This is a genomic window from Pseudoalteromonas sp. SIMBA_162 (assembly GCF_046535955.1).
GTDB lineage: Bacteria > Pseudomonadota > Gammaproteobacteria > Enterobacterales > Alteromonadaceae > Pseudoalteromonas > Pseudoalteromonas marina.
In genome coordinates this window covers 1-25057 of sequence record NZ_JAWJBQ010000038.1, presented here as the reverse complement: position 1 = coordinate 25057, position 25057 = coordinate 1, and the positions used below count along the sequence as shown (strand labels likewise).

The 25057-nt window shown below is 38.5% G+C and carries 26 protein-coding genes and 2 pseudogenes; 19 read left to right on the top strand and 9 right to left on the bottom strand.

The features are described 5' to 3' along the window. Positions 1 to 325 precede the first annotated feature (325 nt). The 7 genes from R0J88_RS18365 to R0J88_RS18335 are packed head-to-tail and all read left to right on the top strand — an operon-like array spanning position 326 to position 3462. Positions 326 to 991 (top strand): Bax inhibitor-1/YccA family protein, encoded by a 666-nt coding sequence (locus R0J88_RS18365; protein ID WP_006792828.1) that lies wholly within the window; start codon positions 326 to 328, stop codon positions 989 to 991. Between the two features lie 55 nt (positions 992 to 1046). Further along, positions 1047 to 1400, top strand: coding sequence for a sulfurtransferase complex subunit TusD (gene tusD / locus R0J88_RS18360; RefSeq protein WP_410900653.1), 354 nt, complete (start codon positions 1047 to 1049; stop codon positions 1398 to 1400). Then, complete coding sequence (locus R0J88_RS18355; protein WP_008127297.1) at positions 1397 to 1753, top strand: DsrE family protein; 357 nt, start codon at positions 1397 to 1399, stop codon at positions 1751 to 1753. The genes tusD and R0J88_RS18355 overlap by 4 nt, the downstream gene beginning before the upstream one ends. Next, positions 1750 to 2016, top strand: coding sequence for a DsrH/TusB family sulfur metabolism protein (locus R0J88_RS18350; RefSeq protein WP_006792831.1), 267 nt, complete (start codon positions 1750 to 1752; stop codon positions 2014 to 2016). The genes R0J88_RS18355 and R0J88_RS18350 overlap by 4 nt, the downstream gene beginning before the upstream one ends. A 3-nt stretch (positions 2017 to 2019) precedes the next feature. Beyond that, positions 2020 to 2349 (top strand): TusE/DsrC/DsvC family sulfur relay protein, encoded by a 330-nt coding sequence (locus R0J88_RS18345; RefSeq protein WP_006792832.1) that lies wholly within the window; start codon positions 2020 to 2022, stop codon positions 2347 to 2349. Continuing rightward, entirely contained in the window at positions 2349 to 3032 is a 684-nt protein-coding gene (locus R0J88_RS18340) for a pseudouridine synthase (protein WP_006792833.1), read from the top strand. Before R0J88_RS18345 ends, R0J88_RS18340 begins: the two co-directional genes overlap by 1 nt. Next, positions 3025 to 3462, top strand: coding sequence for an NUDIX domain-containing protein (locus R0J88_RS18335; RefSeq protein ID WP_008127293.1), 438 nt, complete (start codon positions 3025 to 3027; stop codon positions 3460 to 3462). The genes R0J88_RS18340 and R0J88_RS18335 overlap by 8 nt, the downstream gene beginning before the upstream one ends. A gap of 192 nt (positions 3463 to 3654) precedes the next feature. On the opposite strand, the gene R0J88_RS18330 is transcribed toward R0J88_RS18335, so the two are convergent. Next, positions 3655 to 4926, bottom strand: coding sequence for a sensor domain-containing diguanylate cyclase (locus tag R0J88_RS18330; RefSeq protein WP_276756491.1), 1272 nt, complete (start codon positions 4924 to 4926; stop codon positions 3655 to 3657). 343 nt (positions 4927 to 5269) lie between these two features. Between R0J88_RS18330 and mnmA the strand changes: the two genes are divergently transcribed. From mnmA to R0J88_RS18305, 5 genes are all read left to right on the top strand, one after another. Continuing rightward, a complete protein-coding gene (gene mnmA / locus R0J88_RS18325) occupies positions 5270 to 6370 on the top strand; it encodes a tRNA 2-thiouridine(34) synthase MnmA (RefSeq protein ID WP_008127289.1) in 1101 nt (366 codons plus the stop codon). Then, positions 6370 to 6972: a high frequency lysogenization protein HflD gene (gene hflD, locus R0J88_RS18320; protein WP_410900652.1), complete on the top strand. Its 603-nt coding sequence runs from the start codon at positions 6370 to 6372 to the stop codon at positions 6970 to 6972. The genes mnmA and hflD overlap by 1 nt, the downstream gene beginning before the upstream one ends. Positions 6973 to 7003: 31 nt before the next feature. Further along, on the top strand, positions 7004 to 8374 hold the full coding sequence (gene purB, locus R0J88_RS18315; RefSeq protein WP_410900651.1) for an adenylosuccinate lyase: 1371 nt from the start codon (positions 7004 to 7006) through the stop codon (positions 8372 to 8374). A gap of 87 nt (positions 8375 to 8461) precedes the next feature. After that, on the top strand, positions 8462 to 9619 hold the full coding sequence (locus R0J88_RS18310) for a JmjC domain-containing protein (RefSeq protein WP_410900650.1): 1158 nt from the start codon (positions 8462 to 8464) through the stop codon (positions 9617 to 9619). A gap of 16 nt (positions 9620 to 9635) precedes the next feature. Further along, positions 9636 to 10094 carry a GNAT family N-acetyltransferase gene (locus R0J88_RS18305; RefSeq protein WP_410900649.1) on the top strand — a complete coding sequence of 153 codons (459 nt, stop codon included), beginning with the start codon at positions 9636 to 9638 and terminating at the stop codon, positions 10092 to 10094. A 42-nt stretch (positions 10095 to 10136) separates the two neighbouring features. Here R0J88_RS18305 and R0J88_RS18300 read toward each other — a convergent pair whose 3' ends face one another. From R0J88_RS18300 to R0J88_RS18290, 3 genes are all read right to left on the bottom strand, one after another. After that, entirely contained in the window at positions 10137 to 10580 is a 444-nt protein-coding gene (locus tag R0J88_RS18300) for a DUF4826 family protein (RefSeq protein ID WP_058405525.1), read from the bottom strand. A gap of 117 nt (positions 10581 to 10697) precedes the next feature. Continuing rightward, complete coding sequence (locus R0J88_RS18295) at positions 10698 to 12086, bottom strand: M28 family peptidase (RefSeq protein ID WP_410900648.1); 1389 nt, start codon at positions 12084 to 12086, stop codon at positions 10698 to 10700. A gap of 526 nt (positions 12087 to 12612) precedes the next feature. Continuing rightward, on the bottom strand, positions 12613 to 13026 hold the full coding sequence (locus R0J88_RS18290; protein WP_410900647.1) for a hypothetical protein: 414 nt from the start codon (positions 13024 to 13026) through the stop codon (positions 12613 to 12615). 292 nt (positions 13027 to 13318) lie between these two features. Between R0J88_RS18290 and R0J88_RS18285 the strand changes: the two genes are divergently transcribed. Further along, the gene (locus R0J88_RS18285; RefSeq protein ID WP_410900646.1) at positions 13319 to 14122 is read left to right on the top strand and encodes a hypothetical protein; all 804 of its coding nucleotides are present in this window, start codon (positions 13319 to 13321) and stop codon (positions 14120 to 14122) included. Here the strand turns inward: R0J88_RS18285 and R0J88_RS18280 are convergent, their stop codons facing one another. Continuing rightward, positions 14123 to 14527, bottom strand: coding sequence for a GFA family protein (locus R0J88_RS18280; protein ID WP_410900645.1), 405 nt, complete (start codon positions 14525 to 14527; stop codon positions 14123 to 14125). 285 nt (positions 14528 to 14812) lie between these two features. Here R0J88_RS18280 and R0J88_RS18275 point away from each other — a divergent pair, with 285 nt between their 5' ends. Continuing rightward, positions 14813 to 15646, top strand: coding sequence for a hypothetical protein (locus tag R0J88_RS18275; protein WP_410900644.1), 834 nt, complete (start codon positions 14813 to 14815; stop codon positions 15644 to 15646). Positions 15647 to 15787: 141 nt separating this feature from the next. Continuing rightward, on the top strand, positions 15788 to 17635 hold the full coding sequence (locus tag R0J88_RS18270; protein WP_410900643.1) for an ABC transporter ATP-binding protein: 1848 nt from the start codon (positions 15788 to 15790) through the stop codon (positions 17633 to 17635). 59 nt (positions 17636 to 17694) lie between these two features. Here R0J88_RS18270 and R0J88_RS18265 read toward each other — a convergent pair whose 3' ends face one another. Both R0J88_RS18265 and R0J88_RS18260 read right to left on the bottom strand, forming a co-directional pair. Further along, positions 17695 to 18114: an MAPEG family protein gene (locus tag R0J88_RS18265; protein WP_243530687.1), complete on the bottom strand. Its 420-nt coding sequence runs from the start codon at positions 18112 to 18114 to the stop codon at positions 17695 to 17697. Between the two features lie 157 nt (positions 18115 to 18271). Next, on the bottom strand, positions 18272 to 19312 hold the full coding sequence (locus R0J88_RS18260) for an endonuclease/exonuclease/phosphatase family protein (protein WP_410900654.1): 1041 nt from the start codon (positions 19310 to 19312) through the stop codon (positions 18272 to 18274). Between the two features lie 235 nt (positions 19313 to 19547). Here R0J88_RS18260 and R0J88_RS18255 point away from each other — a divergent pair, with 235 nt between their 5' ends. Further along, positions 19548 to 20810 carry a valine--pyruvate transaminase gene (locus R0J88_RS18255; protein ID WP_410900642.1) on the top strand — a complete coding sequence of 421 codons (1263 nt, stop codon included), beginning with the start codon at positions 19548 to 19550 and terminating at the stop codon, positions 20808 to 20810. 282 nt (positions 20811 to 21092) lie between these two features. Next, positions 21093 to 22292: an Nramp family divalent metal transporter gene (locus R0J88_RS18250; RefSeq protein WP_006792854.1), complete on the top strand. Its 1200-nt coding sequence runs from the start codon at positions 21093 to 21095 to the stop codon at positions 22290 to 22292. 80 nt (positions 22293 to 22372) lie between these two features. Here R0J88_RS18250 and R0J88_RS18245 read toward each other — a convergent pair whose 3' ends face one another. Continuing rightward, entirely contained in the window at positions 22373 to 22825 is a 453-nt protein-coding gene (locus R0J88_RS18245; protein ID WP_410900641.1) for a hypothetical protein, read from the bottom strand. Here R0J88_RS18245 and R0J88_RS18240 point away from each other — a divergent pair. After that, positions 22810 to 23990, top strand: a pseudogene (locus R0J88_RS18240) (PQQ-dependent sugar dehydrogenase). The gene R0J88_RS18245 and the pseudogene R0J88_RS18240 overlap by 16 nt on opposite strands. Before the next feature lie 67 nt (positions 23991 to 24057). Here R0J88_RS18240 and R0J88_RS18235 read toward each other — a convergent pair. After that, positions 24058 to 24486, bottom strand: coding sequence for an aspartyl protease family protein (locus R0J88_RS18235; RefSeq protein WP_410900640.1), 429 nt, complete (start codon positions 24484 to 24486; stop codon positions 24058 to 24060). A gap of 278 nt (positions 24487 to 24764) precedes the next feature. On the opposite strand from R0J88_RS18235, the pseudogene R0J88_RS18230 reads away from it, so the two are divergent. After that, a pseudogene (locus R0J88_RS18230) lies at positions 24765 to 24881 on the top strand (PQQ-dependent sugar dehydrogenase); the annotation flags it as partial. Positions 24882 to 25057 lie beyond the last annotated feature (176 nt).

Sequence of the window (25057 nt, the reverse complement as noted above, 5' to 3'; positions counted from 1 at the left end):
GATTTGAACCCTAGATAGGCTACAAACCTATGCCGGTTTTCAAGACCGGTGCATTCGACCACTCTGCCATCTCTCCGCACGGCCTGCATAATAGGGAAACCCGTTGGCTTTGTGAAGCTTTTTTTTAAAAAAATTGCTTAAGTGCTTAAAAAACAATTAATTTGTTCAAAGATAAAACAAAAACTTTCTTTTTGGTGGTTAAATGAACTTTAATTAAAAAATTAATGTCTATTGATCCACAAAGGTTTGCCCAAACATATAAGAGTTGGTAATCTAATTTTAGTTAAATTATCGAAACACACGTTTCACTTAAAGGAGCTCTACAATGGCGTTTAATCAATCGTACAATACCGCTAAACCGGTAATGTCTACCATTGAAACAAACAAGGTACTTAAAAACACCTACTTTTTACTTGCGATGACACTTGCATTTAGTGCAGTGACTGCCGGTATCTCAATGGCACTACAATTACCTTACTTTATGGGAATTGTGTTCACACTGGTTTCGTTTGGTTTATTATTTGTTGTAAACAAAAAAGCTGACACCGCATCTGGTGTATTTTGGGTATTTGCTTTCACAGGTTTAATGGGGGCTGGTTTAGGTCCAATGTTAAACCATTACGCTGCCATGCCTAATGGCCCAATGCTTATAATGCAAGCTCTTGGTTCAACAGCACTTATTTTCTTTGGTCTATCTGCATATGCGCTCAACACCAAAAAAGACTTCTCTTTTATGGGTGGCTTTTTAACGGTTGGCCTAATTGTGGTTATTGTTGCAAGCATTGTTAACATATTCATCGGTAGTTCTTTAATGTTTATGGTGCTTAACGCTGCGGTTGTATTAATTATGTCTGGCTTAATTTTATTTGATACAAGCCGCATTATTAACGGCGGAGAAACTAACTACATTCGCGCTACAGTATCTTTATACCTAAATGTGTACAATCTATTTACTTCACTACTGCACCTACTTGGCGCAAGTGATGACTAATTAAATAGTTCTGTTAAAATAGCCCCTTTATTGGGGCTTTTTTATTGGAATTGTTTTGGCACGATTTGTTCTTTCATTACACACACCACCATCAGATCACGACACCAGCCAACGCATAATTAAGTTTGCTAATGCGTGTTTATCTCAAGGGCACACCATAGACGCAATATTTTTGTATCAGCAAGGCGTTTATCATGCATCAACACATTTTGACTTAGCCTCTGACGAGCTTCAAATTAGCGCATTATGGCAGGCGCTATCAAGTCAAAATATTAATCTTATGCTGTGTGTAACCGCGGCAGAAAAAAGAGGCTTGGATACGACAAACACAGGCGTATTTTCTGTTGCAGGTTTAGCGGAGTTTGCAATGCTTGTAAGCGACGCTGATAAATGGGTGCAATTTAAATGATTAATGTATTAGTAATGAGTCAAAGTAGCCCATTTGATGATCTTAACCTGCGAGATGCCCTCGATATGACGTTAATTTTTGCAGCTGTCGATCAAAACATAAGCTGGTTATTTAGTGGCCCCGCTGTTTTAGCATTAAAAAAGAATCAAACCCCTTCCACCATAGGTATTAAAGATTTTTTTAAAAACATAAAAACGCTAGAAGTTTATGACGTAGAAAACATCTATGTATGTGAAAAATCGCTCCTTGATTATGGCCTAAGTAAAACTGATTTACTCATAGACGCGCACGCGGTTACATTTGGTGAACAACAAACACTTATCAAAAAACAACATCACGTGGTGACCTTATGAGCACACTACATATTTTTTCAAAACCATTAAATTACTATTCTGCTAACCAGCTAGAAAACTTAATTTGTGCTGATGACCGTATATTGCTTTTAGGTGACGCATGCTTTGCTAATAAACAATTTAAACAATTTTCAGACACCCTCTTAGTACTTGAAGAGGACGCACTCGTTCGTGCAATTAAGCTATCAAATAACGACACTGCCATTAGCTATGACGAATTTGTGTCTCTTACTTTAACCTCTACGCAATTAATTACGTGGTAACCCATGCTTGAATTTAACCAACAAACAATAGACACAGATAAACAAGGTTATTTACTCGACCATACACAATGGTCTAAGCAACTAGCCCCCATTATTGCAGAGCAAGAAAACATATCGCTTAGCGAACAACACTGGGAAGTGATTAACTTCGTCCGCGAATTTTATCTTGAATACAACACAAGTCCAGCCATCCGCATGCTAGTAAAAGCCATGGCCAAAGCACTCGGAGAAGATAAAGGCAATAGTATTTACCTTTATAAATTGTTTCCAAAAGGCCCAGCTAAACAAGCCACAAAAATTGCTGGATTACCAAAACCAGCAAGGTGTATTTAATGAGAAGTAAATCGAGTAACAAGCAACCCCCCGCTTCCTCAACCAAGCGTAATACGGGTCGCACGTATTCTAGAAGTGCAATTAAAAAGCCTACAAACAAAAGAGAAATAAAACCTCAAATAGACGCTAAAGACAAAAAAATTGTACTTTTTAACAAGCCATTTGATGTGCTTTGTCAATTTACAGACGATGCAGACAGAAAGACGCTAGCTGAATTTATTCCTATCAAGGATGTATATGCTGCAGGACGGTTAGACCGCGATAGCGAAGGTTTATTGCTGCTCACAAACTGCGGTAAACTACAAAATACATTAACAGCACCTAATAAAAAAACCAATAAAACGTACTGGGTTCAAGTAGAAGGTGAGCCTTCGACTGAGTCAATACAAGCTTTGTGTAAAGGCGTTGAGCTTAAAGATGGGCTCACACTGCCTGCTAATGTAAAAATGATAGAAGAGCCTAACATTTGGCAACGAACTCCCCCTGTACGTGAACGAAAGTCTATACCTACCTCATGGCTCAGTATTACCATTAATGAAGGTAAAAATAGACAAGTTCGCCGAATGACAGCTCACATTGGCCATCCTACTCTTAGGCTAATTCGTTACAGCATAGGTAATTACACTTTAGACGACATTAATACTGGTGAATATAAAATCATTAAAGGTAGCATTAATGCATAAACCAAATGTAACAGTAGCCGCAATAGTTAAAAACCATAACGAATACTTATTAGTAAAAGAACGCGATAAATTTACTAAGCAAATTTGCTATAATCAACCGGCTGGTCATTTAGAAAAAAATGAAACGCTAGCTCAAGCAGCAAGCCGCGAATTATATGAAGAAACAGGTTTATCGCTCACCCCTACAGGCTTTTTAGGTGTTTATAACTTGTACGCTGACAACGGCGTTCATTACCTAAGGTTTTGTTTTTTATTTGATGCTAGTGGCACCAACCAACAACTTAACCCTATTGATGATGATATTATAAGTGCCCATTGGTTCAACCTAGAGAAAGTTAAATCTTTACCACTGCGAAGTCCGCTCGTTCAAAAGTGCATTGATGACTCGGTAACGCGTCCGCTATTAAGCCTAGATACTATTTACAACTAATAAAAAATTAAGGCATATTAATGGTGTGTTTTAAAGTTTACTCTGCCTAGAGGGATTACTCAGTGACGTGGGGTGTGTAATTGCTCCAGTCCTATTCTTCTAACTTGTATCTATGTAAGGATAAGTAAAAATAGAGCAAAACTTTCACGCCATCGCTACCCCCTCACCTAAACCTTTGTAATAAAAATTAATCTAACTTTCAGAGTGTAGTGCAATACAGTTACGGCCTTGGTCTTTTGCATAATACAGTGCGTTGTCGGCTCCTTTAACAAAGCTTACCTTATCGTCTTGGGAACTAGCCGTTGAGTTAACGCCCATGCTCACTGACAAAAAGCCACTGTAGGTATCTTCATGCACAATTGCTAAAGCTTCAACGGCCTTTTGTATTTGCTCAGCAATAAATAATGCACCTTCCTTATCAGTATCAGGGAGCAATACAACAAACTCTTCACCACCATATCTGGCAACAAAGTCTTCAGGACGGTTTACTGTCGATGCAATAGTTTGAGCCACTTCATATAAGCAAGAATCCCCAGCCAAATGTCCGTAACGGTCGTTAAACTGTTTAAAAAAATCAACATCAATAATTATTAACGATATTGCCCCTTCACACTCCTTAGCTTTATCAAATTCATGAGCAAGTTTTTCATCAAATCGACGTCTGTTGGCAATTTTGGTTAATGAGTCCAAAAACGCCATATCCCTTAAAATATCCTCAGCCTCTATTCGCTCGGTTGCATCTTTAAATACGGCTAAAAATTCTTCGCCTATCTTTATGCCCGATACCTCCATAACCACTTGAGTGCCATCACTACGTGCAACTGTGTAGTTATTGGCAGGTATATCGTCATTACTACTTTTCGCTTTTTTCAAAGCTTCAGACCATAAATTTTGAGCTTGCACTCTGTAGTGCGGATCTGGGTAGGCCTTTTTCCACCATGCATGTAGGTTAGGCACATCCTCAACAGTATAACCAAACACATCTACAAACCGTTGGTTTACCCTAAGAATATCACCGGTTTTGCTACACACATTACACACTGGCATAGGGAGCACTGAAAATAATTTAGCATAGTGACTTATCTCATGTTTTCGCATTGGGTTTAAGGTACTGCGTGATAAAAAGCTCATCGGCATTTCTTTACTTTCAGCGCTCAATTGTTCATGCATTTGTAAAGCAAAATACCATTCTAGCCACCAGTGTTCTAATTTATCTAAAAGCTTCATTTCGAGGCTAAGCACTTCTGTAGTGTTTTTAATTAAATTAAACAAATCACTGATTTGGTGATGAGATTGCGCTTGCTGAGCATGCTTGAGTTTTATTAGCTCATAAAAAAGGTGGTAGGCTGACTTTTTTAATTCTTGCAGGTTTATGATTAAAAGCTTATTTGAGATAAGATTTACTTGGTGTTTGTTTTGTTCTACAAACGATCTAATTTTATTAATTTTGTATGCGTGATTCATATATTCATTCCATTGATTATATTTTACAGCTTATTGAATAGGCTAACCCATCAAACTTTATTACTAATGAGTGTATATATACTCTAATCACTTTTAAAGAACTTATTATTAATTTTTAACATATGGCTCGTATTTTGTTCTGTATGTTAAGCGTAGAATTAGAATCAACTTTTATCAAAAAAATATTATGTAAGCGCCTTAGGTATCTTAGCTATTTATTATATTAATAAATTACTCACTAATTGTAAGGTTTGCCTTGTTAGTCTCTTTAAGCGCAAACAAAATACATGCTATAATCGCGGCCTTTCCAAGTTAACAGTAATCTGTATAAGCGAAATTATTCATGAGCGAAAATAGTCACATTAAAGTCATCGTTGGTATGTCCGGCGGTGTTGATTCTTCAGTATCTGCATATTTGTTACAACAACAAGGCTACCAAGTAGAAGGCCTGTTTATGAAGAACTGGGAAGAAGACGACAATGACGAATATTGTGCCGCTGCAGAAGACCTAAAAGATGCGCAAGCCGTGTGTGACAAGTTAGGTATCGAACTTCATACTGTTAACTTTGCAGCTGAATATTGGGATAACGTATTTGAATACTTTTTAGAAGAGTACAAAGCAGGCCGCACGCCTAACCCCGATATTATGTGTAATAAGGAAATCAAATTTAAAGCCTTCCTAGAATTTGCTGCACAAGCACTCGGAGCTGACTTTATTGCGACAGGCCATTATGTGCGTCGTGAGCTTCGGGACGACAAATATGTAATGTGCCGTGGTTTAGATAACAACAAAGACCAGAGTTACTTTTTATACACTTTAAGTCATGAACACATTGCTCAAACGCTATTCCCTGTGGGCGATATCGCCAAGCCAGAAGTTCGCCGTATTGCTGAAGAGCAAGATTTAATTACACATGACAAAAAAGACAGCACTGGTATTTGTTTTATTGGTGAACGTAAGTTTAAAGACTTTTTACAAAAGTTTTTACCTGCCCAACCAGGTGTTATTGAAGACACTGATGGTAATAACGTTGGCGAGCACGAAGGCTTAATGTACCACACACTTGGCCAACGAAAAGGCTTATTAATTGGCGGTATGAAAGAAGGCTCAGGCGAACCTTGGTACGTTGTAGACAAAGATGTCGAGCGTAACGTACTTATTGTTGGCCAGGGTAAAGACCACCCTCGCCTATATAGTAATGGTTTAAATGCTAACCAACTTCACTGGGTAGACCGTGTAGGTCCAAAAGGAACAACGCGTTGCACAGTTAAAACACGTTACCGTCAAGAAGATATAAACTGTACTTTGCTTGTTGGTGATGACGGTATGGCCCGTGTATTATTTGATGAACCTCAAAAAGCGGTTACACCAGGTCAGTCTGCAGTATTTTATGCGCAAGAAGTTTGCTTAGGTGGCGGTATTATTGACTCGGTGATCAAGTAATGAATGAACACCAAGTTATGGCGCTTGCCGCTATTTGCCAAACAGCCAAACAAGTACAAAAAATAGCGCAATACGGCAGTAATAATGAACACGATTTAGACATATTACTTTCTAGTATTGTACAAACATCGCCAGCATCACCAGAAGATGTATATCAAGGCACTCACAATTTACGAGATGGCTACAAAACGTTGATGGAACAGCTATCAGCGGGCGCTCAGAAAGACGTTGAGATTGTAAAATACGTGGGTGGCTTAATGCAGCTTGAGCGAGCACTTAGCGCAAACGACAAAAGCTTAAACGAATTAGGTAAACGTATTGATGATATTCATCGTCGTTTAGACCATTTTGCTATAACCGATGACACCGTTGTTGCCGGTTTGGCAGATATATACTCGTCGGTGCTAAGCCCCCTTGGGCACCGAATACAGGTTTATGGTAAACCCGAGTTATTAAAACAGCAACTCACTCAAAATAAAATCCGTGCATTACTACTTGCCGGCATCAGAAGTGCAGTATTGTGGCGACAAATGGGCGGTAAACGCCGTCATTTTTTCTTTGCAAAAAGAAAAATAATCGCCATTGCTAAAGCAAAAATTTAATTATCGTTCAAACAAAAATTTAGGAGTTATTATGGAGCTTTCAGCGTTAACGGCTATCTCGCCAGTTGATGGTCGCTACGGCAGCAAAACCACTGAACTACGCAGTATTTTCAGCGAATTTGGATTAATTAAATACCGTGTAATTGTTGAAGTGCGTTGGTTGCAAGCGTTAGCTGCAGCAAGCGACATTAAAGAAGTGCCCGCATTTAGCGACCAAGCAAATGCACTTTTAAACGCTATTGTTGATAACTTCAGTGAAGCCGACGCGCAGCGCGTTAAGGATATTGAACGAACAACTAACCACGACGTTAAAGCCGTTGAATACCTTTTAAAGGAAAAAGTAGCTGATAACGCAGAGCTACATGCTATCAACGAATTTATTCACTTTGCATGTACCTCAGAAGACATTAACAACCTATCACATGGTTTAATGTTAACTGAAGCCCGTGACAATGTATTACTACCATATTGTGACCAATTACTTAACGCCATCAAAGAAAAAGCAATTGAGTACAAAGCAGTGCCAATGATGACTCGTACGCACGGACAACCTGCTACACCATCAACTATGGGTAAAGAGTTTGCAAACGTATACATGCGTTTAAAGCGTCAACGCGACCAAATTGCGCAAGTTGAAATGCTAGGTAAAGTAAATGGTGCTGTAGGTAACTACAATGCTCACCTAAGCGCATACCCAGATTACGACTGGCATACACATGCAGATAAGTTTGTATCAAGCTTAGGTTTAACATTAAACCCATTTACTACACAAATTGAACCGCATGATTACATTGCAGAATTATTTGATGCAATTGCACGTTTTAATACTATTTTGCTTGATTTTGACCGTGATGTTTGGGGTTACATTGCCCTTAACCACTTTAAGCAAAAAACCATTGCTGGCGAAATTGGCTCATCAACAATGCCGCATAAAGTTAACCCTATTGATTTTGAAAACTCAGAAGGTAACTTGGGTTTAGCTAACGCAATTTTTGCACACCTTGCACAAAAACTGCCTGTTTCTCGCTGGCAGCGTGACCTTACCGATTCAACAGTGCTACGTAACCTTGGTGTGGGTATGGGTTATGCGCTTATTGCATATCAATCAACCCTTAAAGGTGTTAGTAAGCTTGAAGTTAACGAAGCTCGCTTACTTGAAGAGCTAGATCAAAACTGGGAATTGCTCGCTGAGCCTATTCAAACAGTTATGCGTAAATACGGCATTGAAAAGCCATACGAAAAACTGAAAGATTTAACCCGTGGAAAGCGCGTAAATCAAGAAATAATGGCTGACTTCATCGATGGTTTAGATCTTCCTGAAGTTGCTAAAGTAGAAATGAAAAAACTAACACCGGCTAATTACATTGGCCGTGCGGTTGAATTTATTGATGATTTAGTTTAACTATTAATCACCACTATCAAAAAGCGAAAGGGTTATCCTTTCGCTTTTTTTGTATAAAAAGCAAAGCAATTACCGACAGGCAAACGTATGTATCAATTAAAAATAAACGATTTATCTGAACAAGAATTTTTAACCCACTTTTGGCAAAAAAAACCACTTTTGATCAAACAAGGGTTTAGTCACTTTGAAGATCCGCTTGATGCAAACGAACTTGCTGGCTTAGCAATGGAAGACGCTATTGAATCGCGTATTGTTACAAATCACAATAACGACTGGCAAACTCATCAAGGGCCTTTTGAAGACTTTGAAGTACTTACAGAGCAAAATTCAACATTATTAGTTCAAGCAGTTGATCACTGGCATCCTGATGCAGCTTTGCTGCTAGAGCCCTTTAGATTTATTCCTAACTGGCGCATTGATGATTTAATGATCAGCTTTTCTACCCCTAATGGAGGGGTTGGCCCGCATTTAGATCAATACGATGTTTTCATTATTCAGGGTGAAGGAAAGCGTCATTGGCGAGTTGGCCTACCCGACCCAACCCTTAAGCAATTTGCGCAAAATAAAAAATTATTGCAAGTAGAAGCCTTTGAAGCAGTCATAGACTGTATTTTAGAGCCCGGTGATATTTTATATATTCCGCCAGGCTGCCCGCATGAAGGCTACGCAGTTGAAAATGCACTTAATTACTCTGTGGGATTTAGAGCACCAAATCAGCAAGATTTACTATCAAGCTTTGCCGATCATGTTATTGATACTGAAAGCGGTCAAAAACGCTACACAGACCACAACTTAGTTACAAGAGCCTCAAAAGGTGAGCTTACAAATAATGAAGCTAAAAAGGTTAAGCATCTTATCGCCTCAATGCTAGAAGATGATGGTCTTTTCAAGCAATGGCTTGGCAAAACTTTAAGCCAACCCAAACACGAAATGGACTTGGCACCAGTAGAACCTGCTTTTTCCCAAGAGCAAATAGCAAACGAATTGGCAGAGCCAGATACTATTTTTGAACGTGTAGGTGGAACACGAGCAATTTATCAGCTGTGTGACAATGAACTTCTTGTTAGTGTTAATGGTGAAAATTTTACACTTCCTATCGGGGACTTAGCAGCAGTACAATTACTAACGGACCAAACCGAGTTTGATACTAATGAATTAGCTAACGCCCAAAACAGTCTAGTTTTTGTTCAAATGTTTACTATACTTGTTAATGAAGGTATTTGGTTTAACACAAACCAAGAGTAACAAGTAGGAGGCAATTGTGGGTTATCGAGTATCTAAAGTTGAATGGGATCGACAAAAAGATCAGTTACAACAAATAAGGGAGCGCGTTTTTGTTTACGAATTACATATCCCTAAACGCGTTGAATTCGATAACCTCGATGAATTAGCTTTGCATGTGCTTGTTACAGACGACAGCTTTTGTCCCGTCGCAACAGCCCGCCTATGTAATGATGGCTTAATTGGACGCTTAGCTGTATTGCCTGATCACAGAAACCGAAATGTTTACTGCTCGTTACTTAATTATATTTTTGACATAGCAGTAGAACAAGGTATTGAATCAATTAGCGTTAATTGTGTTCTACACGAAGTTGAACGATTTAAACGTAACGGCTTTATAAAGCAAGGCAACGTATTTATGGAGGCAGGTATACCTAGGCAAAGAATGGAATGCCCGGTTAGGTGTGCTGATACAACACCTTTCACACTAGTTCATTAATTAAGTTGTAAGGGTAATCAAAGATTGATTACCCTTTACGGATTATTTTGGTTCGTGAGCCCACAGTTTATCGTTATCGTATAATTCGTATAGACCATGTGCTCTTTTCACTAATAGATTAGCAAAGTCTGCCTGGGTTTTATCACGTGCGCCCGTACTCATTATCTGATCTGCTTTTAACTGCCATTGCAATGAAAAATAACGCATGGCATCACGCGCGTCTGACGCTGCACCCACTTCAGCATGGTCTGTTGGTAATTGCCCAGTAACAACCCAATACGTTTTTCCGTTTTGCGCTTTAAATTTCCACATGGCGCATATAGGGGCTAAAAAGCGGCTGTCTTGCTCAACTACAGATTTAGGCATAATGCCTTTTTCTGCTAAATACTTTTGTGCAGTTTGAAAACATCCACGTTGCCATGCAACACGTTGTTGCTCAGCTAATGCTTGCTCTTCAGGTGTTAATTGTTTTTGTTGTTGTTCCATTGTAATGACCTTATTACTTCTTTTTAAACACTGTAAGGTCTTAGTAAATAAGGTGCAAGCATAAAACAGGCTGCTTGCACTTTAAAAACTCTGACTGCTTTGTTTTTATACAAATTGCTATTTTATATTATGGTCAAACGAACCAACATCCCCAGGGAACACAACGGGCGACTCAAAACCATCATGACTAACGGATGAAATACCAAAGTAATAATTGTCTATTACTACATTCTCAAGTGTGAAATCAGCAACATTACCAACGTATTTACTAAACTGCCATTGCGGCTCGCTTGTGTAACGCCAATATATTTTATAACCGGCAATTGTGTCATCATCACTTTTTTGCCACGAAAACGAAGTACTAGCCTTTACTGCGCCAGTAATTTTAACGTCTTTAGGAGGGGCTGGAGCCCAAGCCATAGATGCCATAGTTACCGCATTGAGTGATGTTAGTTTAGCTGCATAATCAAAATCAACACCGTCAATTGTATCGCCATATGTAATGCCATTTTCTGTTCGTAGGTCTTGGTGTTGACGATCATAATGCTCGTTTGTTTCCATTATGCGCACTGCTGCAAACCCAGCATCGTTAAATGGTCTATGGTGTCCGCCTCGTGCAAACCTGTCTAGCCTGTAAACAAGCATTGTATCAAGGTTAGGGATGTACCTATCTGCAACAGTGTCAATATAACGGGCTAAATTTCTACTTGCAGAATCAACCTCACCACCCGTAAATCGACGAGTACGAGCCTGTGCTTTTGTTTCAACAACACGTGTGCCCTCTGAAAAAATACGTGCGGTTGTGTTATCAGTCACTCCATTTATACCGGTAATATTGCCAATCATGTCATTATTTAAAACACCATGTACTTGCCAGTTATTCTTTTGAGCGTGCGCGGTTAAAATTTTACCACCAAATAACCCCTGCTCTTCCCCTGATAACGCAGCGTAAACGACAGAGCCATTAAATTTATATTTACTCAGTACGCGTGCCGCTTCAATAACACCAGCAACACCCGATGCATTATCATTAGCGCCAGGAGAATCACTAGTAAAATCCATTACATCGCTTACACGTGAGTCTATATCACCCGACATCATCACCATTCTATTTGGTTCAGTACTGCCGCGCTGAATAGCAACAATATTTACCACCTCAACAGGATCAGGTATGCGTTTTTCGCCTGAAATAGTGTCTGATACCTCAATAATCTCTAAGCAACCACCACATTGTGCGGATATTTTTTCAAACTCAGCTTTAATCCAACGTCGAGCAGCACCAATACCTCGAGTGTCAGATTTAGTCTCTGAAAGTGTATGACGTGTACCAAAGTCCACCAGCGTTTGAATATCGCTGCCAATTCGCTCTGCTGACACACTTGCCGCAATATCATGCAGATTTTGTTGATCTTTATATTGCATATCAGCTGCAATAACGCCACTTGATGCTGAGCAAGCTAACGCAAGCATGCTTAGCTTTAATAATTTAATTGATGGTTTAAGCATTTATGTAGCTCCTTATTTTATTGGTTTACAATTACCTATGTATTTGTATATCGCAATTAATTTGAGGTAGATACGAAAATAAGCACGCTAAAGCGCAGAAAAGAATAGTACTAATTCGAGTTCAATATAAAAATAGTTACCAAAGTTATAAAGTAAGGTAGCAGACCAAATATCCAAAGTTTTAACCCAAGCGTGTAATGCCTAAGCACTGTTGTATTCAACCTTGCACGAACTCTACTTTTATAATCCACAGCGTTACCCAACGCTAAATGCATACCCCCTAAAATTAACGCTAAATAAAGTGTACTGAACACGATTAAATTATTTCTAACTGAATCAGTAAGTAATTTTACATAATCAAAACAAAAGAAAAGAGCAAATAAGCCAATATAAATAGATAGCACCATACCGATTAGGACACTCGCCTTGTGCCCCGTGTACGTATTATTAGGGTCAACTTTTTTCAACCATTGAGCACACACAAAATGTAAAGCGCAAATAAACGATCTCATCTTCGGTCCTTGAATTAATAAGTAAGTTGGATATTGTTAAAACCTATAAAACGGTCATGTAACCCCACACTTAATAACACTGCAGCAGAAAACATAAATAAAAGTATAAACACCACACAATTAACGGCTGTGCTTGTTTGCACGCTAGTAGAAAAAAAATGTAAACATAAAACCAAAACAACAGTGAATATTGCAAACTTGTTGAATACAAAATAGCTGGGTATTTCAAACGCCCACAATGACGTTTCATTTATAAATTGCCTGTAACCATAAAATACAAAGGCAATAGCACCAACTAAAGCAACTGTGAAAGTAATTAGCGTGATCTCTAAAGTCATATTTTTATAAATAAGCAAATAACCGAGTCGAATTGAGTAAATAAAAATAGCGAGCCAAATTAACAGCACAGGGCCTAAAATTAATCCCATTTTTCTCTCCTTGAATGTCTTAAATGATTTAATTTAAACCGAAATACTACACGGTAAAGCAAATCAATAAACTTATAACCAAATAACTTAAGTAAACTTTTTATTTTCGTGCCAAACTAAGAAACTTAGAGGCTGGATAATAGAGCGATCCCAAGCACCTATTGCCCGTAAATTCGCCTTGTTTTTATTAAAAGTCTCAGACGAGTAAAATTTAATTATCATCATGATTTAACACGTTAGTAAATCACTTAATCAGAGTTCCGTTTAAGTAGTCAATTTAAAAAGTAAGAGTATGCGCCAGTTAAAAAATGAAACGTTAAAATTTAACCTTGTACAATTTAAGCAAACCACGCTTGGTCCTATCTATGTTTATGAAAACGCGCAATACCGTTGGTTAACACTTGACGAAAAACGTGAACAAGATGCTGTTATTCAGGGCGTAATGAGCAAAAGCAACGCAGAGCAAGTTTTGGTACCTGTAAATCAAAGCATGCTGCTGTTTTTATTAAAACCGGTAACCAATCTTAAAATGCTAAATTTAGGATTGGGAACCGCGGGCGTTGAGCGAGTTATCTATTATCTATTCAATAAAACAAAATTTTTAAATACTCTACACACCTTTAACACCGTTGAAATTAACCCTGATGTGGTTGAAATTGCACAAACACATTTTTATTTGCCAAAACCACACTCTGTATTTTTAGAGTCAGCAGAGCAATTTATCCAGCAATGTAAAATTAAATACGATGTGATCACCATCGACATATTCAGTGGAGAGTACCACCAACCATTTTTAAACAGCGCTCTTTTTTGGCAAAATATGACGCGCTGTTGCAATTCAAGCAGTCAAATAACACTCAACTTAAACCCTAAAACAGGTCAAGAGTTACAGCTATTGTTGGCCTTGTTAAGAAAGTACTTTAAAGCAATCGCACTTGTTGAATTTAATGAGTATAAAAACATTGTTATTGTTTTAAGCCCTAGCTCACTAAAACACATTACCTTAGACAATATTCAAGATTCTGACGTTTTTAAACATCTTGCTCCCAATTTATATCAAGATATTAATCATATTTACCACATTGAATCTTTTTAATTAGCGACCGGGTTCATGCTTTTCATAGCAAGGCAAACTGGTTTCTAACTGTTCCCAATTCGCTTTTGATGTAACAAAATTATGAGATATAGGTTTTTCTGCAATTTCTGAATCCAGTAAACCTAATCGAATACGAAAACGGCTTTTATCACTGGTATTTTCGCTATAAATAGGCGAACCACAACAGGCACAAAAATACCGTGTTCTACCGGGTTTAAACGCGTATCCACTTAATGAGTCTTGCCCTTGAGTGATTAAAAACTCATCAGCGTTTACAAAACCATTTGTAGCAAACGCTGTTCCGCTGTTTTTTCTGCACAAAGAGCAGTGGCAGTGAATAATACTGGTAATATTGCCTGTAATTTTCACATTTACTTTTCCACACAAACAAGAGCCTAAATACATAACACTTCCTTATTAATTTCAAAAATAAGCACAGGCGTATGTTAACTATAAAGTTATTTGATATGAATAAGTTTTAGTTATTTACTGAGCGCGACTACAAAATTTATATAGCTTTTGCTTAAACTTAAGCGCGTTAAATTTTTTTGGTTTACAATAAATCAGTTATTGGTTATAAATAAACCGTAATTTGGTAATGTGAAACTTAAGTCATTCAACAAAAAATTATTACCAATAACCATTTTTTCCTGTTTATGCTATCAATAACAATTAAATAAAGAGCAAACAATGCGCCATAAAAACGTTCTTCTGCCAATGTGGTTAATCACATTAGTAGCATGCAGCCAAAATCACCAACACCCTTCCACAAATCAATGGCTGTTAATCGATAATTTTGAAACGCAAACGCTAACATGGCAAAAAGCTGATACAGACAATCAAACCAATCCATACATACCCAACCCACAAGTGACAAAAATTTCACGAGAGGCTGAATCCTCAAATCATTACTTATTAAAAAAACCAGCCGCCGAAGGCATTATTGGTAATCGAAAAGCACTCAGTTTTACTAAGCTACCAAAAGTAGTTGAAGTGGGAGAAACCTATACATTTTTTACGCGCATAAATGTAGAAGCGTTTCCTAACAATCACGCTTTTGGCTTAAGTAACTTACAACCCAATGAAATTAAAAAGCATGGTTACAATGCGTTTGAACCTACCTTACGTGTAACAGACAAAGCTGAGTCGAATGGATTTAAAAACGATGGCGCTTTAATGGTCAAAACAGATAAAGGTTACAGCAACATTCAAAACTACAACGCCGCCCAATCAGCAAAGCCCCTTAACACAAATCAATGGTACAGCATCTGGTATGTAGTGAATAACGCGCCTACAAAAATGCAAGGCCAACAATACAATGTGTATGTTCAAGGCGGTGAGTTTACAACGCAAACACTCGTGTATAAAAATGCAAAATCTAGAATGAAACGTGAACAACCACTTATTTACTTTTTAGCAAACGCAAATACTGGTCCGGCTAAAAAGCCCTATGGTAACGGCGGTTTAAAATACGACGACTTATATATGAGCCGAGGCATCAACCTTTCAAACCCTGTTAGATAAAAAGCCTGTATAATTAATAACTAACCTGAATTTTAGATATAAAATCTCTCAACTAAAGCTCATGTTAGTTAATACAAAACTGCATTTAAAAATACATAAATGGTATGATACTTCACATTATTTGCTATTTAAGTTTTTAAAATGTATCGACTCTTTGAAAGAATGACCAACGCATTTCCTGAGGAAAAACCCACTCAGCCGCCTTCTACTTTATTTGCGTTTTGCCGACATTACACCAAGGGCATGGAACTCTCGTTAGTGCTTATGTCGATAAGTGCTGCGCTGTTAGCAATTTTAGAAGTATCGTTATTTAGTTATATGGGCCAATTGGTTGATTGGCTAAGTACCCATACACCACAAACCCTATTTGTAGAGCAAAAAACTGAGCTGATAAAAATGGCTGTTATGCTGTTAGTCGTTTTGCCTATTGTGGTGTTTTTTCACGCCGCTATTTTGCACCAGGCCTTACTGGGCAATTACCCTATGTCGATTCGCTGGTCAGCGCATCGGTATTTACTACGCCAAAGTGTAAGCTTTTATCAAAATGAATTTGCAGGGCGCATTGCCACCAAAGTCATGCAAACGTCTTTAGCCGTTCGCGAGGCGGTAATGAAACTGCTTGATGTACTTATGTACATAGTTGTTTACTTTGGCGCTATGGTATTTTTAGTGGCTGAAGCTGATTGGCGCTTGATGATCCCTTTACTCGTATGGCTTGCCTTGTATGCTTCAATACAGGTTTACTTTGTGCCTAAACTTAAAAAAATTGCCAGCTCACAAGCCGATGCGCGATCAGAAATGACGGGCCGTATTGTTGATAGCTACACTAACATTTCAACTATTAAACTTTTTTCGTACACCCAACGCGAAGAGCAGTACGCCAAGCAAAGCATGGATGTATTTTTACAACCCGTATATAAACAAATGCGCTTAGTAACCACCCTTAACTTTGCTATTAATACGCTTAACTATTTGTTGGTATTTAGTGTTGCCGCATTATCGCTTTATTTATGGTCAATGAGTGCAATTAGCGCTGGTGCCATAGCCGTTGCAGTTAGTTTATCGCTTAGGTTAAACGGTATGGCGCAGTGGATCATGTGGGAAATAAGCAGCCTGTTTGAAAATATTGGCACCGCCACTGATGGTATGAAAACATTATCAAACCCAATAAAAGTAGACGATAAACCAAACGCAAACACCCTTGAAGTAACCCAAGGCAGTATTGAGTTTAAAGATATACATTTTAATTATGGCAAAGCCGCCGACGAAACTAACCGTGGCCCGGTAATGAATGGGTTAAATCTTAATATTAAACCCGGTGAAAAAATAGGTTTAGTTGGCCGCTCTGGCGCGGGTAAATCAACGCTTGTTAACCTACTGCTGCGCTTTTACGATACCGACTCTGGCACAATTAAGATTGACGGGCAAAATATTACTGACGTAAGCCAAGAAAGTCTTCGCCGCTATATTGCTATGGTAACGCAAGACACTTCTCTGCTTCACCGCTCTGTTAAAGATAATATTTTATACGGTCGCCCCGATGCAACTGAAGCTGAAATGTTAAACGCAGCAAAACAGGCTAAAGCGCTCGATTTTATTAGCGATTTAGAAGACTCAAAAGGCAATAAAGGGTTTGATGCACAAGTTGGCGAACGTGGTGTAACTTTATCGGGCGGTCAACGCCAACGTATTGCCATTGCACGAGTGTTACTTAAAAATGCCCCTATTCTTATTTTAGACGAAGCGACCAGTGCACTTGATTCAGAAGTTGAAGCGGCTATTCAAGCAAGCCTTGATGATTTAATGACAGGAAAAACGGTTATCGCTATAGCGCATAGGCTTTCTACCATTGCACAAATGGATAGACTCATCGTGTTAGATAATGGTGGCGTCGTTGAGCAAGGCTCACACGATGAACTCATTGCACAAGGGGGCATATATGCAGGCCTTTGGGCTCATCAAACAGGTGGATTTATTGGTGTAGAATAACACTTAATACAAAAAACCGACGTAGTAGTACTAACACTAAAACGTCGGTTTTTTATTTATTAAGCTACTAAACGAAAACCTATTAGTACCAACATCACAATGTTGGCAATAAAGCTAATTAAAAAGAAATACGTACGCGGGCTTGGGTTTTTCTCTGTTGCAATCACATAGTATAAAATCATGTGAATTAAACGCGCAACTACATACACCCACACACACATTGCAAAAATTGCGCTTTGGTAATTAATTACAAATGCAAATAACACCGTGCCTATAAATAATGCGCTATTTTCTAATGTATTTTGAAATGTACGGTGCGCTCTAAATATAAAGCTATCGTGCGATAAATCGTCGCTAATTTTACCCGGCACTGCACCGGGCTCCTTGGCCTTGCTAAAGGTCGCAACACCCCACTGCACCACCAGCATAATCAAGTAAAAGTAAAACCCTAAATAAGCAGATAAAGACACGTCATTCATTGTTAAATCCTTTATTTTAAAACTAAGTAATTAAAGCTGCATTACTTTTGCAAAATAAATACCAAATAAAAACTCTATATATTCAGTAGCTTGTAATATATTAAAAATAACTTTTGTAATAACTACATATTACTAAGTGCCATTTTACAATGGCTTTTTAAGTTCTGAGGTTTAAAGTAATACACACAACGCCATGGTCAGTGGTTAAGTCGTCTCGCTCATATTCGGGGTTAATTAAATGCCTGTCGTACGTATTATGGTTACTTACTTCAAAAAAACTATCATCGTAGCTTGGGTCAAACTCGCACGACAGTAAAATATAATCAAGCACTGAGCTGCTTGTACCAAAGTAGTGAGTTGCTTTACGCATTAGTGGTGCTGTTTGAGCAGTGTTTTCACCATCACTGTTATTTGCTTGCTGAGCATCATCAGCAGTAATTACTAGTTTTTCAAATAATGCCCACGAGTCATACAAACAGTACTTAGCTAGGTAGGCTTTGGCATCCATTGCGGGTGCAAACCTTAATGTATTGGTTAACAGGTGGTTAAGTACACCATCAGCAAGGTCGTTGTTAAAATCGCCCATTAGTACCATGGGGTTTTGAGTCACTTCTCGTCGGGTGATCATTTGTATCATAAGTAAAGTCGCTTCGCTGCCGCGTTGAATTGTTGAGCCCCAACTCCCTGCTACATTCGCTTTTAAAATATCGACAATGTTTTGCTCGGCTGTGACCGCTTTATTGTGTTCGTCTACCTCAAGCATGCCCCGCTTAGATTTAAAGTGTACAACATAGCAATCTGTATCTCCTAAGTGAGGTAACGTAACTGTGGCCCTGAGTACCTTACGACTAAATGAAAACGCCTGTGTTAAACCAAGTGAGCATGCTAGTTCCTCATCATGCTCTACGGCTATTACATCAACAATCGGGTATTTAGAGGCAATACCAACAACAGGGTGCTTAAAAATAAAATCATCTATAACATGGGGTTTATCAACTACAGCAAAATGGTTATAACCTTGGTTTAGCATTAATTCTTTAAGTGACTCAATACTAAATATTTCCTGAAAACCAATTACATCGGGCTGCTGCTCGTTTATGTATTCGGTGATCCAGCGCTGTTTTCTTGCCCATTGCTCAGCGGTGTATATACGTTCAAATTCGTAATAGGCGTTAGGTGGTTCAAGGTAGTTAAACAGATTAAAGGTGGCTATTTTAAGCTCGGTATTATTAATTACAGGCTCTGTGGGCAAGTTGACTGGGTCGTCGTTTATTTTATTTGGGTTATTGATAACTAAACACCTACATTTAATACTGCAACGATTATAACGCAGGAAGGCCATATGTATAAGTCGTGAATTATTCTCATCTATAAATTTACTCCGTTTTTTTACGTTATACTCTTTGCCTAATTTATTAAATGTATTAGGTTTTATGAACTATTCACACTTTGGCAGCAAATTTACTCAACCCAATGGCATTACACAGCTAATGGAAGATCTTGGTAATGCTAAAAACAGTAATAACCCTAATTTAGTGATGCTTGGCGGAGGCAACCCCGCCTCTGTGCCACAAGTAAACACTGCGTTCATTAACGAGCTAAATCATTTAGTAAAAAATAATAAAATAGCGCAAATAATGGGCCTTTACGATGGCCCAACGGGTAACGATGAGTTTAGAGCAGCCCTTGCCAATCAGTTAACACAAGAATATGCGTGGAATTTAACAGCGAGCAATATTGCATTAGGAAATGGTAGCCAAGCTAACTTTTTTATTTTATTTAACCTATTTGCAGGCAAAATGGCTGATGGCAGCCATAAAAAAGTACTTTTTCCACTTGCGCCAGAATACGTAGGCTATGCCGACCAAGGTTTAACTGACGATATGTTTGTGGCCATTAAACCCGAAATAGAAATACTAAATACACCAAACGGCTCTAAACAGTTTAAATATGTAATTGATTTTGATGCGGTAAAGGCTGTACTTGCCAACGACAACAGCATAAGCGCATTATGTGTGTCGCGCCCTACCAACCCAACGGGTAACGTAATCACCGGCGATGAAGTTCATCAACTAGACTTACTCGCAAAGCAATACACTATCCCCCTTATTATTGATAACGCCTATGGCGACCCATTCCCTGGCTGTATTTATACCGATGCAAACCTAATCTGGAACTCAAACATTATATTATGTATGTCACTTTCAAAACTGGGCTTGCCAGGCCTGCGCACCGGTATAGTGGTTGCCAATAACGAGATTATTAAAGCAATTAGCCGCGTTAATGGCGCTATGGTGTTATCACCTAATAGTTTTGGGCCAAGCTTAGTCACCCGCTTAATCAAAGACAATGAACTACTGCCTCTGTGTAAAAATACCATTTTGCCTTTTTATAAAAATAAAGCACAGGTCGCTGTTAGCCTATTTGATGAAGTATTTGCTGACTTACCGGTTTATTTACATAAGGTAGAAGGTGCATTTTTTATGTGGCTATGGTTTAAAGATTCAAAAATAACCAGCGAACAGCTTTACCAAAAACTTAAAAAACAAGATGTGTATATAATTCCTGGCCACAACTTTTTTATAGGTATTGAAGATAGCTGGGAGCACAAACATCAATGCGTGCGTATTAATTACGCCACCGATGAAGCAACGCTCAAAAAAGGCCTAGAAGCAATTAAAGCACTCATAATGTAAATATTCATACAGTGTCATTATAAGTTTAATTGATGGCCTCATACTCGTTTAAAGTTTATTCAAACGCGTTCTATCCCCTTTAAATTTATATATAAATTGGTATCCTACCCGCCCTTTTTTAGCATATGCTTACATAAAAGCACTCGCAAATAAGCGGCTATAGCTGCACCGTACTTATTTTAAGTGGCGGCAATACACAACAGGCATCGCGTATAATTATTGGTTTTAAACGTTAGGTGTAACTTTAAATAGCAACATGCAATAACACTATGAAGGTAAATTATGCGATTAGGTCCAGGATTACTCGTCACTGCTGCCTTCATTGGGCCAGGTACAATCACCACAGCCAGTGTGGCAGGCGCAAACTTTGGTTTTGCGCTTATTTGGACATTACTATTTTCAGTTATTGCCACTATATTACTGCAATCAATGGCGGCACGCCTTGGCGTTGCTACAGGCCAAGACTTAGCGCAAGCACTTAGGGCAAATATTCAAACCCCGCTATTTAAATCGTTAGCCATATTTTTGGTGATCAGCGCCATAGGTGTTGGCAGTGCAGCTTACGAAGCGGGTAATTTAAGTGGCGCGAGTATGGGATTAATTGGCATATTTCCAAACGTTAATCCACAGATATGGACCCCTCTAATTGCTTTTTTAAGTGCTGGTTTACTTTATAGCGGCAAACATAAAGTGGTAGAAAACGCACTTATAGTATTAGTGATTTTAATGAGCTTGGTGTTTATATCTACATTGATCATGGCTTCACCATCACTGGGTGATATATTGTCAGGCTTTACGCCAAGCTTGCCTGAAGGCTCAATAACAACTGTTTTAGCGTTGGTTGGTACAACCATAGTGCCTTACAACCTATTTTTGCACTCTGGTGTTTTAGCAGCTAAGCACGACAGCAAAAGTGACTTACAAAAAGTAATTAAGCAAACCAATGTTGATACTGGCCTTTCAATTACTTTGGGCGGTGTAATCACATTAGCTATTTTATCTACCGCGTCGGTCGCTTTTTATGGAACAAACGCAGGGCAAATTAGCGCAGCAAACATGGCAGTACAACTAGAGCCCTTGCTCGGTGATGCAGCCCATTACTTTTTTGCTATAGGGTTGTTTGCCGCAGGGTTAACTAGCGCAATAACCGCGCCGCTTGCTGGCGCCTATGCCGTATGTGGTATGTTAGGTTGGTCAAATGATATGGCAAGCACTCGCTTTAAAAGCGTTGCTATTATCATCTTATTATTTGGTGCTGCGGTAGCGTCTCTTGGGTTAGACCCTGTCGCGGTTATAATATTTGCCCAAGCGGCTAATGGTTTATTACTTCCTGTTATCACTATTTACTTAGTGTGGTTAGTAAATCAAAAATCAGTCATGGGGAAATTTACCAACTCGTTTATTTTAAACCTCGTTACTCTACCTGTGTTAATGCTTATTTTTGGCTTAAGTAGTTACAAACTCATTGGTTTAATTTTTTAATTAAGTATAAAAAGGGTTTTAAAAAGCCGCTGTTTATATTAAACAGCGGCTTTAGCTAAGTAACTAACCTTAAAAAACACTTAGTTTAACTTTGTGTTTTCAACTACTTTGATTAGTTGTGCAAACGCGTAACCGCCAATAGCGCCTGCAACCAACTGTAAATAAAATCCCCACCCTCTTGCGCCAGCAATAATGGTTATATTCATAATAGACTCAATCGCAATGAGCGCCATCGCAAAAGCGGCTATACCCGCTATAACAAACAGCCCAGTACTATGTGCTTTTAATTTTTTATTAATAAACCAAGTCACTAAAAAAGCAATAATGAGTGCAAAGGCAATAATAGCGCCATACGTAGGAAGTAAACCTAGCCAATCGTCGAGTGTTAAATTAACACGGTCTGCAAACTCTACCTCTACACCTACATTAACTAATTGATTGACAACGTATTGACTATGAAACAAGCTAGCAAGCGTAAACGTTAGTAACCAAGCAACTAAAAATGAAGGGAGTATGCGTGTTAAAAACAACATGGTTATCTCAATTTAAACTAAATAATTTTTTATACAGTAGCAAAGGCTTGCGCGGTAAACAATGCATCTCGCTTTTTATACTATTCGCACTCTTCTCATTTAACGTCAATGCAAACAATGCATTACCTAAAAAACAATATACAACGCAAACACTCGCTACACAGCTAAACTCGCCTTGGAGTATGGTGCAACTGCCCGATGGCACATGGTTAATAACCGAACGCGACGGCCACGTAGTGGTTATTAAAAATAACGAGCAAAGTAGAATAAAATTACCACTTGAAGGTTTATACGTTGCTGGTCAAGGTGGTTTACTTGATATAGTACTCACGCCTAATTTTGCTAAGTCCAAAGAAATTATTTTTACCTACGCCCAAGGCAATCTTGATGCAAACAGGCTCGTAATAGCTAAAGCTACATTCAACGGTACACGTTTTACAACGCCAACCATCATTTACAACGTAGCCACAGATAAAGACACACCACAACATTACTCTGGTCGCGCCCTTATTCTCCCCGATAACACTATACTGTTTTCAAGTGGCGATGGTTTTGACTACAGAGAGCAAGCACAAGTAGTAACTAGCCAGCTTGGCAAAACACTGCGCATTTCAGCAAATGGCAAAACACCCAAAAATAACCCTTTTATTGACCACAAAAACCCAACAGCTCATGCAGTGTATTCATATGGGCACCGTAACCTTCAAGGTTTAGTGTACGACTATGACACGCAACAAATTGTAAGCCACGAACATGGCCCCGCAGGTGGCGACGAGCTAAACTATTTAACGGCTGGAAATAATTACGGTTGGCCAGTCATTACAAACGGTGACGATTACTCGCAAGCGCGCATATCTCCATTTAGAGACTACCCGGGCATGCAAAAACCAAGCGTAGATTGGACGCCATCAATCGCCCCATCGGGTATGGCATATTATGGCTCTAAACACGCCTCATTCCCTTCGCTTCAAAAACATGTGCTCATCACCACGCTTGTAGATAAAAAACTCTACAGCGTTAATTTAGCGAATGGTAAATTCACCCAGTCGCATGTATTTCCAGAAGCAACAGGACGATTAAGAGATGTATTTGTAACTACTCAAGGTAATGTAGCCATATTAACCGATGAAAAAATGCTGAGCTGATGTTGTTTAAAGGCAATTAATTTATAGAGAAATTTTAGAGGCGCTTTGCTCTTGAATTAAGGAGCGCCTTTGAGTAAGCCGCTATTATCAATCAAAATCAGACAATGGCTCTCTAATTGTCAGTGTATTAGTACCAAAATCTAATATGGCTTGGTATTTTCTAAAAAATGGCGAGCCTAATAACCCATGTATTGAATTGCCACCACCAGCGGCTTGAACATGGTCTAGGTTTAGTGATACAAACTGTGTACTTTCATACAACTGCCCTGCCAATTCAAATTTTACAACGTCTATTAAGCCCATTTCGTGTTCGGCTGTACCTAAACCTGCGGCATTTTCTTCGCTTAGTGCCTCTTGTATTCCAAGCTTTTTAATACATGCTCTATGTAAAACAGATGCACCCGCCGCTGTATCTAAAATTAAACGTACTGTATGCCCATTTATTTCAGCCTGAATAATTTGATGACCTGTTTCTGTTACTTCAAATTGCAAACTTGTGGTTTTAGCTAATTCCATGAATGTTCCTTATTTAGGTCAATTAATACACACTCTAATATAGTTACCCTATAGAACAACTTTATAAATAATAAGCTAGTGGCTTTTCACTTACATCCCATTTGTAGTTAAAATATGGTACAGATTTTTAAAGCTAAAAATACAAAAACTAACTTTCTTAAAGCCAATTAATTTACAAAGAGGAAGAGAGTCGCTTTGTTTTAAGAGGAAAATAATACATTAAATAAAGTTACTTTGAGCTAATTGCACCTTGATGTCTGAAGTCAAGATTTGACCCCTATATTTTCACAGAAGCAACAGGACGATTAAGAGATGTATTTGTAACTACGCAAGGTAATGTAGCCATATTAACTGATGGGAAAAATGCTAAGCTGATGTTGTTTAAAGCTGATTAATTCACAAAGAGGATTTGAGGCGCTTCGCTTTTAGAGAAATATAATGGGTTATATTAGGACGCTTTAGCTATTTGCAGTTTGATGTCTGAAGTCAAGATTTGATAATCATATAGAAAGCTCCTCGAGTTTTTCGATACAGTTGTGTTGACCAAAACATAAACTGTATCTCGAGGAGC

What these genes read in the sequence shown, in the direction of transcription:
- R0J88_RS18365 (WP_006792828.1), top strand. Translation starts at nt 326, where the DNA reads ATGGCGTTTAATCAATCGTACAATACCGCTAAACCGGTAATGTCTACC.
- R0J88_RS18355 (WP_008127297.1), top strand. Translation starts at nt 1,397, where the DNA reads ATGATTAATGTATTAGTAATGAGTCAAAGTAGCCCATTTGATGATCTT.
- R0J88_RS18350 (WP_006792831.1), top strand. Translation starts at nt 1,750, where the DNA reads ATGAGCACACTACATATTTTTTCAAAACCATTAAATTACTATTCTGCT.
- R0J88_RS18345 (WP_006792832.1), top strand. Translation starts at nt 2,020, where the DNA reads ATGCTTGAATTTAACCAACAAACAATAGACACAGATAAACAAGGTTAT.
- R0J88_RS18340 (WP_006792833.1), top strand. Translation starts at nt 2,349, where the DNA reads ATGAGAAGTAAATCGAGTAACAAGCAACCCCCCGCTTCCTCAACCAAG.
- R0J88_RS18335 (WP_008127293.1), top strand. Translation starts at nt 3,025, where the DNA reads ATGCATAAACCAAATGTAACAGTAGCCGCAATAGTTAAAAACCATAAC.
- R0J88_RS18330 (WP_276756491.1), bottom strand. Translation starts at nt 4,926, where the DNA reads ATGAATCACGCATACAAAATTAATAAAATTAGATCGTTTGTAGAACAA.
- mnmA (WP_008127289.1), top strand. Translation starts at nt 5,270, where the DNA reads ATGAGCGAAAATAGTCACATTAAAGTCATCGTTGGTATGTCCGGCGGT.
- hflD (WP_410900652.1), top strand. Translation starts at nt 6,370, where the DNA reads ATGAATGAACACCAAGTTATGGCGCTTGCCGCTATTTGCCAAACAGCC.
- purB (WP_410900651.1), top strand. Translation starts at nt 7,004, where the DNA reads ATGGAGCTTTCAGCGTTAACGGCTATCTCGCCAGTTGATGGTCGCTAC.
- R0J88_RS18310 (WP_410900650.1), top strand. Translation starts at nt 8,462, where the DNA reads ATGTATCAATTAAAAATAAACGATTTATCTGAACAAGAATTTTTAACC.
- R0J88_RS18300 (WP_058405525.1), bottom strand. Translation starts at nt 10,580, where the DNA reads ATGGAACAACAACAAAAACAATTAACACCTGAAGAGCAAGCATTAGCT.
- R0J88_RS18295 (WP_410900648.1), bottom strand. Translation starts at nt 12,086, where the DNA reads ATGCTTAAACCATCAATTAAATTATTAAAGCTAAGCATGCTTGCGTTA.
- R0J88_RS18290 (WP_410900647.1), bottom strand. Translation starts at nt 13,026, where the DNA reads ATGGGATTAATTTTAGGCCCTGTGCTGTTAATTTGGCTCGCTATTTTT.
- R0J88_RS18285 (WP_410900646.1), top strand. Translation starts at nt 13,319, where the DNA reads ATGCGCCAGTTAAAAAATGAAACGTTAAAATTTAACCTTGTACAATTT.
- R0J88_RS18280 (WP_410900645.1), bottom strand. Translation starts at nt 14,527, where the DNA reads ATGTATTTAGGCTCTTGTTTGTGTGGAAAAGTAAATGTGAAAATTACA.
- R0J88_RS18275 (WP_410900644.1), top strand. Translation starts at nt 14,813, where the DNA reads ATGCGCCATAAAAACGTTCTTCTGCCAATGTGGTTAATCACATTAGTA.
- R0J88_RS18270 (WP_410900643.1), top strand. Translation starts at nt 15,788, where the DNA reads ATGTATCGACTCTTTGAAAGAATGACCAACGCATTTCCTGAGGAAAAA.
- R0J88_RS18265 (WP_243530687.1), bottom strand. Translation starts at nt 18,114, where the DNA reads ATGAATGACGTGTCTTTATCTGCTTATTTAGGGTTTTACTTTTACTTG.
- R0J88_RS18255 (WP_410900642.1), top strand. Translation starts at nt 19,548, where the DNA reads ATGAACTATTCACACTTTGGCAGCAAATTTACTCAACCCAATGGCATT.
- R0J88_RS18250 (WP_006792854.1), top strand. Translation starts at nt 21,093, where the DNA reads ATGCGATTAGGTCCAGGATTACTCGTCACTGCTGCCTTCATTGGGCCA.
- R0J88_RS18245 (WP_410900641.1), bottom strand. Translation starts at nt 22,825, where the DNA reads ATGTTGTTTTTAACACGCATACTCCCTTCATTTTTAGTTGCTTGGTTA.
- R0J88_RS18235 (WP_410900640.1), bottom strand. Translation starts at nt 24,486, where the DNA reads ATGGAATTAGCTAAAACCACAAGTTTGCAATTTGAAGTAACAGAAACA.